This window comes from Paenibacillus sp. EC2-1 (assembly GCF_049311625.1).
Taxonomy (GTDB): Bacteria; Bacillota; Bacilli; order Paenibacillales; family Paenibacillaceae; genus Paenibacillus_AQ.
Genome location: NZ_CP186006.1, coordinates 234,350 through 249,843, shown reverse-complemented (window position 1 = coordinate 249,843; position 15,494 = coordinate 234,350). Strand labels below are relative to the sequence as shown.

Sequence of the window (15,494 nt, the reverse complement as noted above, 5' to 3'; positions counted from 1 at the left end):
TTCTACCATTTTATTGTGAATTAGGCTACTTGATGCTGTTGTATCTGTCAAGCAACTGCTGATCGATTTCGAGAAGCTCGTCAAGCCCGAGCTTTTTGAGCTCCGCCATATACTGATCCCAATCGTCTAGCGATTTTTGACCCAGTGCAATCTTGGTTGCAAGCTCCGTTGAATAGGTGGACAAATTCGTCAGAATCTTGGTTTTTCTCTCTAGCTGCTTATCATCTGGAATCGCTAAGTAGATATGATTCATATTTACAAAATACGGCTTATAGTTCAAAATCTCTAGCTCATTATCTGCTTTGTACTTCGGTACACTGGCAAGCTCAAACTCGAGGTTCGCGAATTGAACACGCGGGAATACGGTATCTCCGAAAAGTTTTTGCCCCGTGACCTGCCCAGACTTTGCTAGTTCTTCATCCGGACCTTTATTAATAAATACCTTGGCGCCGCTATCATCGGTTTTATAAGTCAAACCCTCAATTCCCCAGTACAGCAAATCTGCATATTGCTCCGAGTAGATCATGTCAAAAAATTTAATAGCAGCCTCTACATCCTTGCAATCCTTAGTAATTGCATACTTCTGCCACACAAGAAACTCAGGCTCTAGCTGCGCAGCAGGATCGATTCCATCCGCAGCTTTAAGTGGCATGAGTGGGAGATACTCTCCGCCTCCCTTAATTAAGGGCTCATTATATGTCGCCAGATTATAATCACTAAGCGAAGCGACTTTATTTTCTGTCATTTTCTGTGTTCGTTGTTCACCGCTAGCCCCGATGAGGCTCGTATCTAGTACACCCTCCTTCACCAGCTCTTGCATATAGCGGAAATAATCCTTGATTCCTTCTTGATACCACGGAGATACGACCTTTTTGTTCTCCACGTCTACTGCTGTAATATCCGAACCGAGACCAAACCACTGAGCAATCGAGCCTGAGAATAGCCCTGGATCATAGGACAGGATTTCATCCTTCAGTCCGTTACCGTTAGCATCGTTTTCCCTAAACTGCTTCAAGGTGTCTACATACTCTTGCGCTGTTGACGGAACCGGAAGATTAAGCTTTGTGAGCCAGTCATTGCGGATCAGCATGGTTAAAGAGACCGGAGCTGGGTCCTTTTCTTGATATGTCTTTTTGTGAAGGTTGCTGAACCAATACATTTTGCCATCAGGTGAAGTCGTCGATTTTCTTGCATACGGGAATTCTGTATCATACATTTTCTTGATGTTGCCATTGCTGTATTTCTCGATAAGAGGGTTCAAGTCTTGTATGACTCCCTGCTTTGCCAGATTCAGCACCGTTGTGTTATCAAGCCTTGATATATTTACGATATCGGGAAGATCTTGCCCGGAAGCCATCCTTGTTTTGATGACCACATCATATTGCTCGTTCGGGACCAGCTCATAATCGAGATCCAGACCGGCTTCATCTAGCATCTTGTCAATCTCTTTCCACACCGGATACTTTTCTCTATCATCAAATTTGATATACTTATTGGCCGAGGCCGGACCGAGCAGCCGGAGCTTACCAGTTGATTCCGCCGTACCTGAGTCCCCATTTTGTTTGTCACCACTGCAGGCTGTGATCGATCCAACCAGTACAACTGTGGCCATTGCAGCTACCAACGTTTTTCTCCAAGTATTCATGGACGAATTCCCCCTTGATCATGTTCTTTCGCATTGTGCAAAATGTTCTTGAAATGCTATTCCTTTAACGAACCGAGAAGAGCGCCTTTAATGAAATACTTCTGAAAAAAAGGATACGTAAAAATAACAGGTAGCGTTGTGAATACAATGATGGCGTACTTCAATTGGATGCTGGAGAGCATATTCGCTACAGCATTTCTCGTGTCCTCTAATGAAAGCGTCTTCAAATCTACGGACTGCTGTACAACCACACGATACAAATACATCTGTAACGGGTGGAGCTTCTCGTTAGGCAAGTAAACCAGCGCCTCAAACCAGCTGTTCCAAATGCCAACAATTGAATAAATGGCAATAACCGCAATAATGGGCTTTGATATCGGTAGAATGACCTTGAATAGCAACTGCCAGTGGGAAGCACCGTCAATAAATGCGGATTCCTTCAATCCTTCAGGGATGGTTGTAAAAAAGGTCCGGACCAGAATGATGTTCCAGATGCTTACCATGCCTGGAATGATCACCGCGAACATTGTGTTGTACATCCCAAGTTTGTTCACAAGTAGGTACGTTGGGATTAGGCCACCACCGAAGTACATCGGAATGAGGAGAAAGGCAACAATCCATTTGCGCCCTTTTAGATTTTTCACCGTAAGCGGATAAGCACCCAAAACAGCCATAAGGCAGTTCAGCAAGGTCCCCGCCGTGACGTAAATCAGCGTGTTAGAGTAGGCCCACCACATTTTCGTGTCTCTTACGATCAGTTCATAAGAGTCTAAGAAGAACCCTTTGGGAAACCAGAATACATTCATGGCCGCAACTTCCTGAGGAGAGCTGATGGACATGATAATCACGTAATAGAACGGATACAGTGTAATCAGGCAGATCATTAACGCAATCGCATATAGAATTATATCGACCATAATGGAGCCCTGCCGGATCTTGTTCGGATTTCTCTTGAACGAGCTGATCATGGAACTCCCCCTACCATATGGCGTAATCAGAGTATTTGCGGCTAAGCGCGTTTGCCGTGTATAACAGCGTGAAATTAATGAGTGATACGAACAACCCGACCGCCGTTCCAGAACTAAAATTACCGCCTAGTAGCCCTTCACGGTACAAATAGGTACCAATAACATCCGCAGTCTCATAAACCATAGGATTATAAATGAGCAGGATAAATTCGCTGTTTGCTGATAGTAAATTGCCTATTGCGAAGATCAATAGGATAAAAATCGTCGGGCGAATCGAGGGCAGTGTAATTTTAATCATTTGCTTAAATCGGTTGGCACCATCGATTTTAGCAGCTTCATACATATGCGGATCAACCGACGACATAGCCGCGAGGTACAATATACTGCTCCAACCAAACGCTTTCCATATACTCGTGATGGTATAAATGGCGGGGAAATACCCGGGCTCAGTATTCAAGGCTACCGGCGCCCCTCCAAACATCGTTACTAAGGCATTCACGATTCCATCGATATTAATGAAGGATAATACCATGCCAGCCACTACAACATTGGAAATGAAATGCGGCAAATAGCTTGCGGTCTGTACATACTTCTTGAATATCCCGCTTCTGAGCTCGTTCAACAGAAGCGCGAACAAGATCGGCACCCAAAAGCCGAATACCAGAAAATAAAAGCTGAGTAAAAATGTATTCTTCATCAGTCTTCCGAAGTACGGTCCATTGAAGAAATCAATGAAATGCTGGAAGCCAACCCAGTCCACCCCTCCGCTAAAAGAAAGGAAAGGTTTTCCTGGGTAATAATTCTGAAATGCAATGACTATCCCATACATCGGGATATAACTGAATATAAAAATGTGAACCAGGACGGGAAGCATAATCAAATACAGCTGAAAATGGTCATGCAAGTGATGGTAAGATTTACGCTTACTCAGTTGACTGGCCGCTTTCACAACCTTCCCCCTTTCTATAAAAAGCGTTCGCGGTTTTTACGGGCCCGTTCTTCCGCTTGGATTCATCATATAGGGGCGCCCCTGGCCTGAGCAAGCAACATATTTTGAAGCGCTACACAATTTTTTCTTTCATTAATGCAGCTATAAATTTGCTGTTGGAAAAGGGGATGTGCAATCATAAAAGCCCGCCTTAAGCGGGCTTCACCAGATCATGAATTTGAGTTTATTTTTACGTTGTTCACTAGCAAGAACGAGGATCAATTATGTTTTCTTCTAGTAATCAAAGCCGCCACATACCCTGCGATCATAGAACATACCAATCCCAGACTGTATGTCAGAATGTTAATGAAAGCTGTATTCGTGTACTGATCAATGTGTCCGAAGCGAACGAACATCGAATCCGTATGATCAGGCCCCCCACCTAGCCCACTGAAAATTCGATAATAGTATCCATATGCAAGCAATGCTATAACCCCCGTCATTATGGTCAAAAAGAGAAGTATTGCTACTGAGTACACGCCGTCCTTCATCTTCTCAATAAAGAAATAACGTGAGGCAATGCCCGTTAATACCAGTAGCGCTACATATAAGGGAACCAAGATAAACACCACAAGTAAGCCCGGATTCCCGTTACCCGATATATGACCACTCCATACTAGGCGGAAAGTCATCAGATCTACAAATCCGGTAAGCGCAGATGTAATGAGGAGTAGAATGATAATGCTCAGAAACAAATTATACTGCTGCCTTGTAAGTGCTGGGAACCGGCCAGGATGTGGATTGGATTGAAGACTTTTAATTAACGGAGGAAGCTGAAATCGTTTGACAATAATCGGTCTCGTGAATTCAAGATGCTCGATGTTACGCAGTTCTAGCTCTCTAAGCATTTCTCTGAAAATCTGTCCGATTAGCATGCTGTCTCCTAGTGCATCATGTCTCTGTATGCCTTTACTATCCAAGCCATAATAATAAAGCAAAAAGTCTGTTGAGATGATATCCTCCACTTCAGGATGAAGATACGTAAATAATGCCTTGGTATCTATACATGGGTTGGCAGGCATCTTAAGTCCCTGACGGTCGCACTCCCGCTCAAGGAGTGGCAGATCAAACTCATATCCAGCTTGAGTAACGAGGATACAACCATCCGCGAAATCTAAAAATGAATCGTATACCTCTTTCAGCCTTGGAGCGTTCTCAACATCACCATTATAAATCCCCGTTAAAGTTTCGATCTCTTGTGGGATCGGCTTAGCAGGTTTGACGTACGTACAGAAATTATCTTCTGGATGAACCCCAGATCTGTCCATACGGATCGCCCCCATCTGAATAATCCGCTCTGTCTCTACCTGAATACCGGTCGTCTCCAGATCAAATACGCAGAATTTTTGATGTTGTATATTCTGTATATTTAATCCGGAGACCTCGTAGGCTTTCTCCGATAACATTTTCACATTCACGGATATATGCAACCTCCCGTCCATCTACTTCATTCAATCATTAAGAAATTCTATTCCTTGAGGGAGAGCTCCTTCTTTTTTATTTCTATGCCCACTTCTCTATTCAAAACTTCATTTACAAATTATGGTGATTGGTTTATTTTGATATTGACTGACTTCGATTTAATTGGCTTCTATTCATCGTCAATATAAAGACAAGCTACCGGTTTCTTAGAGTGAGGATTGTAAACTACGTAACTAACATAGGAGGTTATAATATGCGATTTATGATGATTGTCAAGGCTACCCAAGACTCCGAGGCAGGTATTGTACCTGATCAGAAGCTACTTGAAGCTATGCTTCGTTATAACGAGGAACTGGCAAAGGCGGGTGTTCTCCTCGCTGCTGATGGTTTGCAATCAAGCTCAACTGGAATTCGAATTTCCTATCCAGAGCCCGGCGGCAAGCCAACGGTCATCGATGGTCCCTTCACAGAGACCAAAGAGCTGATCGCCGGCTATACACTTATTGAAGTAACATCGAGAGAAGAAGCCATCGAATGGGCCATGCGAATGCCTGATCCTCATGGATACGGAGAAGGAGTCATCGAGCTTCGACAAGTATTTGAGGCAACCGATCTAACCCAAAATCCGGAGACGCTCGCGATGGAAGCTTCTTTCCGTGAACAATTGACGAGGACCAAGAAATTATGACTTCATCTCCAACACACCGAACAATCGATGCGATTTGGCGAATTGAATCATCCAAGCTTATCGCTCGATTGGCACGTATGGTTCGTGATATTGGTGTAGCAGAGGATCTTGCCCAAGATGCTCTTGTTATCGCACTCGAACAGTGGCCGGATCGTGGCATTCCAGATAATCCAGGTGCTTGGCTAATGACTACAGCGAAGCGCCGTGCAATCGATCTAATACGACGGAACAAGCTACGTGACCGTAAATATGAAGAGTTCAGTCGGGATAACGAATTATTTACTGAACACGATCTAGAAATTACGGTGGATGGCGAAATAGGAGATGACCTTCTGCGATTAATTTTTACTACATGCCATCCGATTCTATCCCATGAAGCTCGTGTAGCCCTGACCCTTCGTCTACTTGGGGGGCTCACGACTGTTGAAATCGCACAGGCCTTCCTCGTGCCTGAATCGACCATTGCACAACGAATTGTTCGGGCAAAGCGGACACTGAGCAAGGCGAAGGTGCCCTTTGAAATGCCTGAAGGGAATGAACTTAAGGAGCGCTTATCAACCGTTCTTGAGGTCATATATCTCATGTTCAACGAAGGATATACAGCAACTTCCGGTGGAAACTGGATACGTCCTCAGCTATGTCAGGAAGCACTTCGGCTCGGACGTATCCTTGCTGAAATTGCTTCTAGTGAACCGGAGGTCCACGGTTTGGTCTCCCTAATGGAGATCCAATCTTCCCGCTTCAAAACTCGGATTGATCCTACAGGCGAACCTATCCTTCTCACGGACCAAAACCGTGCGCTTTGGGATCAACTGCTGATTCGGCGCGGTTTGGCCTCTCTCGAAAAAGCCCGAAAACTCGGGCATCCACTTGGCCCTTATGCCTTGCAAGCCGCCATATCTGCTTGTCACGCACAGGCACGCACCGCAACTGAAACCGACTGGGCTCGTATTGCTGCCCTTTACGAAGCATTAGCACGTATCGTGCCCTCTCCCGTTATTGAATTGAATCGTGCGGTTTCAATTGCGATGGCCTTTGGTCCTGCATTCGGACTTCAATTAATCGACGAGCTACAATCCGAGCCTTCACTGAAAAATTATCATCTTCTCCCAAGCGTTCGCGGCGACCTTCTTGTGAAACTTGGACGCCATGATGAAGCTCATGAAGAGTTCTTACGTGCTTCAATATTGACACGTAACGTGCGTGAGCGTGATCTTCTCCAAAAGCGTGCTGACGAATGTTTGCTAGCAAAACCGGATAATCGTTAAAAATTTAAAATATTTTTTGTATACCTGTCGATCTCCCCATTTCCCATTCGTTGTATTCATAGAGACCAAAGTTAGAGCTTTTCATTTCACGAAGCCATAGGTCTATTACATTTCAAAAAAAGAAAGAGGTTGTTAACATGGGAGCACAATTAAACCCTTATATGATGTCAGAGGATGCAAGAGCACAGGCCCATTTTTATATTGAATCACTCGGCGGTGAAATTCAGTTTCTCACCACATTTGGCGAGACACCAGGGACACCGGAGGCGATAAAGGACAAAGTTATGCATTTGGCGCTGACCGTGGCGGGGGCGAATACATTAATGATATCCGACTCGTTCGAACCCGTGGCATATAACCGCAGTGTCAGCCTTTCCTTAACCTATGACGATGTGTCAGAAGCTCAAACGGCATATGCGAATCTTAGCCAAGGTGGCGAAAGTAAGTATCCTCTCTCTCTTCAACCATGGGGTGCCTATTATGGAGAAGTTGTAGATAAATTCGGTGTGACGTGGATGATTAACAAGCAGTAACAATAGAATATGCATTCACAAAACACATGAAGGTATAAAGGAGAATGAACAATGAACCAAGATGTAACGGATTTTATTGAAACGGTAAAAGAACCTTGGCAGGGGGAGCTATGCTCCAGCCTGCGAGAGGTTGTTCATCAGACGATTCCAGACATCCAGGAGCGCGTTCAGTACAAGAAACCCCATTTCCTGAAGGGTGGTAAATACGCTGCTGTCATCAGCACATCAAAAGATGCCGTAAGCTTTACCATCTTTAATACAGGCGGGCTTACCCTTCCGGAAGAATTATTCGACGGTCCTCCTGAACGAAAGACGATCAAGTTAAAAAAAGGTCAATCCGTCGATTTTAGTCAACTATCATCTTGGTTGCAACAGGCAACTGCCACGTTATAAATGCATACGAAAAAGGCCGACCCTCCTACATATACTTAGGATTGCCGGCCTTCAATTTTTCTTTAGAGAATGTGTTACAACGTGTCGTTTCCCTCGCCCACTCTTACTTTCGAATCCTCTCTCTACTTCTTATATCCTTTCATCATTAAGAATAAAGGAATTCTACATCTACGCTCATACGTTTCCCGATTGCTGAATAACCGTTCATTCGGCCGAGATTCCCGGACCTCTTCCACCAGAAATCCTGCCCTGATCAGCGCGCCAAAATAGTCCTCAACTGTCCTGTGGAACTTCTTGACTGTGCTTCCCAGCCACTCTTGTTCACGCTCACCAGTAATGAAGTAATTATCTACCGTCCAGTCCTGTTTCTGCCCTTCGGGTTTCGTCAGGCCATACGAGGATGTCATGACTGGATGCTCTACGGAGAATACAAAACTCCCTCCTGACTTTAAGGACTGATAGACACTTTTGAACAGTTTATCAATATCTTCTATATAATGTAGGACAAGCCTTGAGACAATCTTGTCATATTCAGACTCTGGCGCATCCCAATCTTCCAAGACCATATGAATCACATGACTGTTCAGACGATCTTTTAGGTTATGACGAGCATGCTGGACCATCTGAACCGATCCTTCGAGCCCCGTATATTGCACCGCGCCCATATCCAGCAGTTCATTACCATAAGCAGCCGTACCACAACCTAAATCCAGAATCGACTTCTGCCGCACATCACCCATTATTTCGTAAATAATCGGCTTCTCAAGCGTATCATTTGCATTCTCGTTCCAGCTTCTCCGCTGCAAATATCGATCCAGGAAAGCTTCCTGATCATAATGCTCCGATCCCCGGTATGATGTCATGGAGTTCTCCTTCTTCTAATTTTTTTCAATGCTCTTTTTACATGACTTTTCCTTGCCTAGAAGCGCCTCATACAAAATTAACTATCTGGTCCGTCCACTCACTTTCCAGATAAGCCTTATGAATTCCGATTTCATTAATCCGTTGTTTCGATACACGTTTATGCCGCAGGTGAACTTTACACGCTTGCTGGAACAAATTTGGAGGATCTATGCGAACCTCGTAGGGACTGATCCATTCCGCAATGAATTTCTGTCCATCTACCAAGCTATTAAAGCCCTGCTTAAACCAAGGGTGCTCGTGCTCTTTTGAGACCCCTTCCTTGTTCATACAGATATATAGAGATATATCATCACAGAGTTGTAAAAGTTGAAAATGTCTTGTAATCATCGCTTCATCCGGATCATTCAGCATCGTCTTTAATCGTGCTTGCCTTGCAAGCTCTCGCTGATAAAAATCAACCTCCGCTTCGTGCCCGGCACCCTGCACAGACTTGAAAAATGACGCAAAATGCATACTACACAGAAGTGCTGCGTAAGAACTCATCTTCTCTACTTCGTCCAAACCAAGCTCATACATCACTAGCTTCGGTAATACAGGATAATCAATAAATGTGAAAGGTACTGCTGCGTAATCATTCCATATCGGCATGTCATCCAGGCGAATCCAGCTCCGATCATGCTCCCGGATGGCAAGCAGGCAGTCTTCTGTATACTGCTCACCCAGAAACCATTCCTTTCGAAACCCCCGGGCTACTTCCTCTGAAAAATGTGCATGGTCATCTTGTGTTGTCATCACAAAAACTTCCTCAGTCTCCCGAATAATCAGTGGACTCCCTCCTTAATTTTCAAGCTTCAGCTCCCAACATTCATACCCTATTTATTCAACAGCCCATCGAGTTTCTCCTAGTGGATTTGGCTCAAACGTCGAAATGTGTAGCAAATTGGACAACAATATTTTTTGCTTCATCTCGGGCTTCATTTATGATAGACTAGTTTAAATGGGCTAAAAATTTAAACTTCAGAGGAAACGTTTACTTACCGGGCTTTAGGGGAAATTATATAAAGAAATTTTATATTTTTCATATCAAGAACCCTCCTTTCCTCTGATTGGAGGGTTCTTGTCGTTGTGAAATAATTTAGGAGGTTGTAGCTATGCATTTACTGCCACGAGAGATTGACAAGCTTATGATCGTAGTCGCAGCCGATCTGGCCAAGCGTAGGAAAGACAGAGGTTTAAAATTAAACCACCCCGAAGCTGTCGCCCTGATTACTTATGAGGTCATCGAAGGTGCCAGAGATGGTAAGACCGTTGCTGAGCTGATGGAGTACGGAGCCTCTATTTTGACCAGAGACGACGTTATGGAAGGAATCCCCGAAATGATAGACGATATACAGGTTGAAGCAACCTTTCCAGATGGAACGAAATTAGTGACCGTACACAGCCCGATACGCTAACTAGAAAGGAGCTCAAACGATGATACCGGGAGAATACATCCTAAAAGACGAAGACATCATCTGTAACGAAGGAAGTGAGATATTTACGATTTCGGTGACGAACACAGGAGATCGCCCGATTCAAGTCGGGTCGCACTTTCATTTCTACGAAGTTAATGAAGCACTTCAATTCAATCGCGAAGAGGCTTACGGTAAACGACTTAATGTCCCTGCTGGAGCGGCTGTTCGTTTTGAACCCGGAGACGGGAAAGAAATTCAGCTTATTAATTTTTCAGGAGAACGCCGTGTGTATGGGTTCAACAATAAAGTCGATGGAAAATTAGAAAGCGAGGATTCAGTATGAGTTTTAGAATGTCTCGAAAGCAATATGCTGAGATGTACGGACCAACGACAGGTGATTCGGTTCGCCTGGCAGATACAGATTTATTTATCCAAATCGAGAAGGACTACACATCATACGGAGAAGAAGTTGTCTTTGGTGGAGGCAAGGTTATACGGGACGGCATGGGCCAGCATCCTCTTGCAACTCGTAACGATGGTGTGCCTGATACGGTCATCACCAATGTTATTATTTTGGATTACACCGGAATCTATAAAGCGGATTTAGCCCTTCGAGATGGAAGAATATTCGGGATTGGTAAAAGCGGTAACCCCCTGATTACGGATAACATCGATATTATTATAGGTACTTCCACAGAAATCATTGCTGGTGAAGGTTTAATTGTAACCGCTGGAGCCATCGATACTCACGTCCATTTTATTAATCCTAAGCAAGTAGACGTAGCGTTAACGTCGGGTACAACAACCTTAATTGGCGGTGGTACAGGACCTGCTGCAGGATCTAAAGCTACGACGGTTACCCCAGGTGAATGGAATATTCACCGAATGCTAGCAGCGGCTGAAGGCCTCCCGATCAATATCGGATTTACTGGTAAGGGACATGCCGCTTCGACAGAACCATTAGCCGAGCAAGTGAGAGCTGGCGTAATCGGATTAAAGGTTCATGAAGATTGGGGCGCTACTGGCTCATCCCTTGACTACGCACTTCGAGTAGCCGATGAGTATGACATTCAAGTTGCCCTTCACGCAGATACATTAAATGAAAGTGGCTTTATGGAAACAACGATGGCAGCAGTAAAAGATCGAGTTCTTCACATGTACCACACGGAAGGCGCAGGCGGTGGCCACGCACCTGATTTAATCAAATCAGCAGGTTACCTTAACATCCTGCCTTCCTCAACGAATCCAACCCTCCCCTACACCGTTAATACAATTGACGAACACCTTGACATGGTCATGGTTTGTCACCATTTAAACCCTTCTGTACCAGAAGACATCGCTTTTGCAGATTCTAGAATAAGAAGAGAAACGATCGCCGCTGAAGATATCCTTCACGATATGGGCGTATTCAGCATGGTAAGCTCAGATTCCCAAGCCATGGGCCGTGTGGGCGAAGTTGTTCTACGTACTTGGCAAGTTGCTGACAAAATGAAAAAACAACGCGGACTTCTGCAAGGCGACAGCCAATATGCAGATAATAACCGGGCGAAGCGCTATATTGCCAAATACACAATTAACCCAGCCATTACACATGGGATTTCCGAACATGTAGGTTCTATTGAAGTTGGAAAAATGGCCGATTTAGTGCTGTGGAATCCAAAGTTTTTTGGAGTAAAGCCAGAAATGGTGCTGAAGAACGGATTTGCCGTTGTAGGGTTAATGGGCGATGCCAATGCCTCGATTCCAACACCACAGCCATATATTTATCGTCCTATGTATGCTCAGTTCGGAAAAGCATTAGCCAAAAGCTCAGCAACCTTCATTTCGCAAGCAGCTTATGACGATGGGGTCCACGAAAAACTTGGACTTGAAAAAATAATCCTGCCTGTGGGTGGCATTCGTACACTCACGAAAAAAAATATGAAGTTGAATTCCGAAACACCTGATATTACGGTAGATCCACAAACCTATGAAGTAAAAGTAAACGGTGAATTGCTGACCTGCGATCCGGTCGATAGTGTACCCATGGGCCAGCGATATTTCTTATTCTGAGGTGAAAGACATTGATTATTGAGAAAATTATAGCCAATCTAGAACAAATGGATAAACGTGATATTGAGAAGCGTCATATGGAAAAGGTATATCTGGAAAGCGCACATTTAATGAAGCGTATCCAACGAGTAAAAACAGATCATGGCAACGAGCTGGGTATTCGCCTGAGCGAACCTCGGGATCTTGTAGCTGGTGATGTCTTATACATCGATGATAAGAACATGATCGTTATTGATGTGCTATCAGATGACCTGCTTGTTATCCAACCTAGGAGTATTCATGAGATGGGATCCATCGCTCACCAGCTAGGAAATCGCCATCTTCCTGCTCAATTTGAAGATAATGATATGCTCGTTCAATACGACTATTTAGTTGAGGAATTACTGGAACAGCTTGCTATTCCTTATAAACGAGAGGATCGAAAGGTCAAACAGGCATTCCGCCATATAGGCCACAGTCATGAATAACCAGCTTCTCTCTTTGTTTCAGCTATGCGATTCGAACTTTCCTACTGGAGCCTTCAGCCATTCTTTTGGGCTTGAAAGCTACATTCAGGAGGGCAAAGTTCATAATCAGGAAACATTCTCGAAATGGTTGAAGGTGTATTTGCATGAGCAGCTCGTTTATTCAGACGGGCTTGCCTCACGGCTCGTTTATGAGGCTCTTGTGAACGAAGATATACAGCAGATATGGCATCTAGATCGCCTATTAACGGTTCAAAACTTACCCAGGGAAACTCGGGAAGGAACCCAAATGATTGGGGACCGAATGCTGAAGCTGACACAATCACTTTATGGGATGCCCATACTCTCACAATATAGAGAAGAAGTGAAGCATAAGAATGCTTTCGGTCACTCAGCGATTGTTTTCTCGATGGTAGCTCATGGACTTCACGTAACCAAGCAAGATACCATCCTCTACTATTTGTACTCTGCGATTTCCAGTCAAGTCCAAAACGCAGTCCGCGCCATTCCTCTTGGACAAACCGCAGGTCAAACCATTACTCATCTCTTTATATCTGAATTAACTAAGGCTGTAGATACCATCTTGGAGCTTACGCAAGATGATTTCGGCATTGTGTCACCAGGTATTGAACTGTCTCAAATGAAACACGAACGTGTGAATATACGGATATTTATGTCTTAATATATAAAAATTGAAAAGGGAAGTGCTATCATGAATCCTATCAGAATCGGTGTCGGAGGACCTGTTGGAGCAGGTAAAACTATGCTTGTAGAGAAATTGACTCGCCATCTTGCGAATGAAATCAAAATGGCTGTAGTCACAAATGATATTTACACCAAAGAAGATGCTAAATTTTTGATTCAAAATGGGGTTCTTCCAGAGGACCGTATTATCGGGGTAGAAACGGGCGGCTGTCCTCACACCGCTATTCGTGAAGATGCTTCTATGAACTTCGCGGCGATCGACCAATTAATAGAGCGGCACCCTGATGTAGAACTTATATTCGTTGAAAGTGGTGGCGACAATCTTGCGGCGACATTCAGCCCTGAACTCGTTGACTTCTCCATATATATTATCGATGTTGCACAAGGAGAGAAGATACCTCGTAAGGGTGGACAAGGTATGATTAAATCTGATCTGTTTATCATTAATAAAACCGATCTTGCTCCGTTTGTCGGTGCCAGCCTTGAGGTTATGGCCAAGGACACTAAGGTATTCCGAGGTGACAAACCCTTCTTCTTTACCAACCTAAAAAATGATGAGGGCTTGCCTGAAGTCATGGAATGGATTAGACAGCATGCTTTTTTAAAAGGTTTAGCTTAATATGACAGATTGGACGGGCTTTTTATCTATGGATCTGGAAGACCGCAAAGGGAGAACCGTTGCCAAGCGAGTATACTTCCAAGGTGCATTCAAGGTAATGCGCCCCATTTATGCTGACGATTCGGGACAGGTATGTTATTATCTACTAAATCCTGGTGGAGGTTACTTGGACGGCGATCGGTACAGAATGGAAATCTCTGCGGATGAAGGATCTAAGGTTACATTAACTACACAATCAGCAACCAAGGTATATAAGACGCCGAAAAGCTTGGCTTATCAAGAAACGGAAATCCGTTTGAAGCGGGGCAGTTATTTAGAGTACCTTCCAGATCCACTAATAGCGTATCAGGATGCTCACTATAAGCAGAAAACAGTTGTTCATATGGAGCACGGTGCAACGTTCCTATATACCGATATTCTCACGCCTGGCTGGTCTCCTAGCGGAGAGAAATTTAGCTACGATACGATCCAGTTAGTGACGGAAATATATTGGGACGGTATGCTTGGCGTGTTTGATCACATTAAACTAATGCCGCAGCAACAGAGCATTTCTGATCTCGGATTTCTGGAAGGCTATACCCACCTAGGTTCCATGATCGCCGTTAGTGAACAGATGGATAATACACTCCTCGATGAGCTATATGAAGCCATCCAGGCGAACGAATCTGATTTCACATTTGGAATTTCAAAATTAGCGATACCAGGATTTTGCATACGAATCCTTGCTAACTCTACCCAAACGATTGAGCGAATCTTAGATCATTGTCATACCATCATCAGCGAGAAGTGGAATGACCGCTCTCCGCACTCTTTACGTAAATATTAATATGATACGATGACGACAGCCTCAAATCATATTGTCCGATGAATCAGGATGATACAAAAACCGGAGTAATGGTTAAGTAGATACTTTCATGAGAGGAGATGCAATATGACTGATGACAAGAATAAGCATCCTGAACTTGAAGATTTTGAGGTAGAGACCCTATTTGAGAACCGTGTACATGAGCGGCTTGCATTCACTTTTAAGATTGAAGGTGAAGAATTCAAAGGACACTATCATAATGACGAGATTCTCTGGCTGAATCCTCATCCGCAGCAGATGATTGGTGAGGACAAGGTGGACAAGATTGAATCTACCATCTACTCATTAATGCGGCATTATGGAATCTCGAAAGGAATTCAAGATATTACACTAAAACCCGTCTTTGAAGATACTGTACATGAGCGCCAACAGTTCTCTTTGCAAGTGCAAGGAGAAGAATACAAGGGGTTTGTTCATAATGGGGACATTCAGTGGTTCCATCCTCAACCCCAGCAAAAGCTTGAAGACGATCTAGTACAGGTATTAGAGTCCGAAATCCAAGAAAAAGTAGCCCAGCATGTACAGGAAAAGAAAGAGCAACAAAAGGATTAGAAAATAAAAAAATC

General features: G+C 44.0%; 18 protein-coding genes. 12 read left to right on the top strand and 6 right to left on the bottom strand.

The window, feature by feature from the left end; genetic code table 11:
* Positions 1-25 precede the first annotated feature (25 nt).
* From ACK8P5_RS01375 to ACK8P5_RS01360, 4 genes are all read right to left on the bottom strand, one after another.
* Positions 26-1,645: an extracellular solute-binding protein gene (locus ACK8P5_RS01375; RefSeq protein ID WP_422659219.1), complete on the bottom strand. Its 1,620-nt coding sequence runs from the start codon at positions 1,643-1,645 to the stop codon at positions 26-28.
* Positions 1,646-1,701: 56 nt separating this feature from the next.
* Entirely contained in the window at positions 1,702-2,613 is a 912-nt protein-coding gene (locus tag ACK8P5_RS01370) for a carbohydrate ABC transporter permease (RefSeq protein ID WP_422659218.1), read from the bottom strand.
* A 10-nt stretch (positions 2,614-2,623) separates the two neighbouring features.
* Positions 2,624-3,562, bottom strand: coding sequence for an ABC transporter permease (locus ACK8P5_RS01365; protein WP_422659217.1), 939 nt, complete (start codon positions 3,560-3,562; stop codon positions 2,624-2,626).
* Between the two features lie 257 nt (positions 3,563-3,819).
* Complete coding sequence (locus tag ACK8P5_RS01360) at positions 3,820-5,019, bottom strand: PolC-type DNA polymerase III (protein ID WP_422659216.1); 1,200 nt, start codon at positions 5,017-5,019, stop codon at positions 3,820-3,822.
* Between the two features lie 257 nt (positions 5,020-5,276).
* Here ACK8P5_RS01360 and ACK8P5_RS01355 point away from each other — a divergent pair, with 257 nt between their 5' ends.
* From ACK8P5_RS01355 to ACK8P5_RS01340, 4 genes are all read left to right on the top strand, one after another.
* Positions 5,277-5,711 (top strand): YciI family protein, encoded by a 435-nt coding sequence (locus ACK8P5_RS01355; RefSeq protein ID WP_422659215.1) that lies wholly within the window; start codon positions 5,277-5,279, stop codon positions 5,709-5,711.
* Entirely contained in the window at positions 5,708-6,979 is a 1,272-nt protein-coding gene (locus tag ACK8P5_RS01350; RefSeq protein ID WP_422659214.1) for an RNA polymerase sigma factor, read from the top strand. The genes ACK8P5_RS01355 and ACK8P5_RS01350 overlap by 4 nt, the downstream gene beginning before the upstream one ends.
* A 137-nt stretch (positions 6,980-7,116) precedes the next feature.
* A complete protein-coding gene (locus ACK8P5_RS01345; RefSeq protein WP_422659213.1) occupies positions 7,117-7,512 on the top strand; it encodes a VOC family protein in 396 nt (131 codons plus the stop codon).
* Positions 7,513-7,563: 51 nt separating this feature from the next.
* Positions 7,564-7,905 (top strand): DUF1801 domain-containing protein, encoded by a 342-nt coding sequence (locus ACK8P5_RS01340; protein ID WP_422659212.1) that lies wholly within the window; start codon positions 7,564-7,566, stop codon positions 7,903-7,905.
* 122 nt (positions 7,906-8,027) lie between these two features.
* On the opposite strand, the gene ACK8P5_RS01335 is transcribed toward ACK8P5_RS01340, so the two are convergent.
* Positions 8,028-8,768 (bottom strand): class I SAM-dependent DNA methyltransferase, encoded by a 741-nt coding sequence (locus tag ACK8P5_RS01335; protein WP_422659211.1) that lies wholly within the window; start codon positions 8,766-8,768, stop codon positions 8,028-8,030.
* A 67-nt stretch (positions 8,769-8,835) separates the two neighbouring features.
* Complete coding sequence (locus ACK8P5_RS01330) at positions 8,836-9,588, bottom strand: DUF3891 family protein (protein WP_422661336.1); 753 nt, start codon at positions 9,586-9,588, stop codon at positions 8,836-8,838.
* Positions 9,589-9,920: 332 nt separating this feature from the next.
* On the opposite strand from ACK8P5_RS01330, the gene ACK8P5_RS01325 reads away from it, so the two are divergent.
* The 8 genes from ACK8P5_RS01325 to ACK8P5_RS01290 all read left to right on the top strand — a co-directional run bounded on the left by ACK8P5_RS01325 (position 9,921) and on the right by ACK8P5_RS01290 (position 15,480).
* Positions 9,921-10,223 (top strand): urease subunit gamma, encoded by a 303-nt coding sequence (locus tag ACK8P5_RS01325; protein ID WP_422659210.1) that lies wholly within the window; start codon positions 9,921-9,923, stop codon positions 10,221-10,223.
* Between the two features lie 19 nt (positions 10,224-10,242).
* Positions 10,243-10,566 (top strand): urease subunit beta, encoded by a 324-nt coding sequence (locus ACK8P5_RS01320; protein WP_422659209.1) that lies wholly within the window; start codon positions 10,243-10,245, stop codon positions 10,564-10,566.
* Complete coding sequence (gene ureC / locus ACK8P5_RS01315) at positions 10,563-12,275, top strand: urease subunit alpha (protein WP_422659208.1); 1,713 nt, start codon at positions 10,563-10,565, stop codon at positions 12,273-12,275. Before ACK8P5_RS01320 ends, ureC begins: the two co-directional genes overlap by 4 nt.
* Before the next feature lie 11 nt (positions 12,276-12,286).
* Positions 12,287-12,742: an urease accessory protein UreE gene (gene ureE, locus ACK8P5_RS01310; RefSeq protein ID WP_422659207.1), complete on the top strand. Its 456-nt coding sequence runs from the start codon at positions 12,287-12,289 to the stop codon at positions 12,740-12,742.
* Positions 12,735-13,421, top strand: coding sequence for an urease accessory protein UreF (locus ACK8P5_RS01305; protein WP_422659206.1), 687 nt, complete (start codon positions 12,735-12,737; stop codon positions 13,419-13,421). The genes ureE and ACK8P5_RS01305 overlap by 8 nt, the downstream gene beginning before the upstream one ends.
* A gap of 30 nt (positions 13,422-13,451) precedes the next feature.
* Complete coding sequence (gene ureG / locus ACK8P5_RS01300; RefSeq protein WP_422659205.1) at positions 13,452-14,063, top strand: urease accessory protein UreG; 612 nt, start codon at positions 13,452-13,454, stop codon at positions 14,061-14,063.
* Position 14,064: 1 nt separating this feature from the next.
* Complete coding sequence (locus ACK8P5_RS01295) at positions 14,065-14,889, top strand: urease accessory protein UreD (RefSeq protein WP_422659204.1); 825 nt, start codon at positions 14,065-14,067, stop codon at positions 14,887-14,889.
* 105 nt (positions 14,890-14,994) lie between these two features.
* The gene (locus tag ACK8P5_RS01290; RefSeq protein ID WP_422659203.1) at positions 14,995-15,480 is read left to right on the top strand and encodes a hypothetical protein; all 486 of its coding nucleotides are present in this window, start codon (positions 14,995-14,997) and stop codon (positions 15,478-15,480) included.
* The last annotated feature ends 14 nt before the right edge of the window (positions 15,481-15,494 follow it).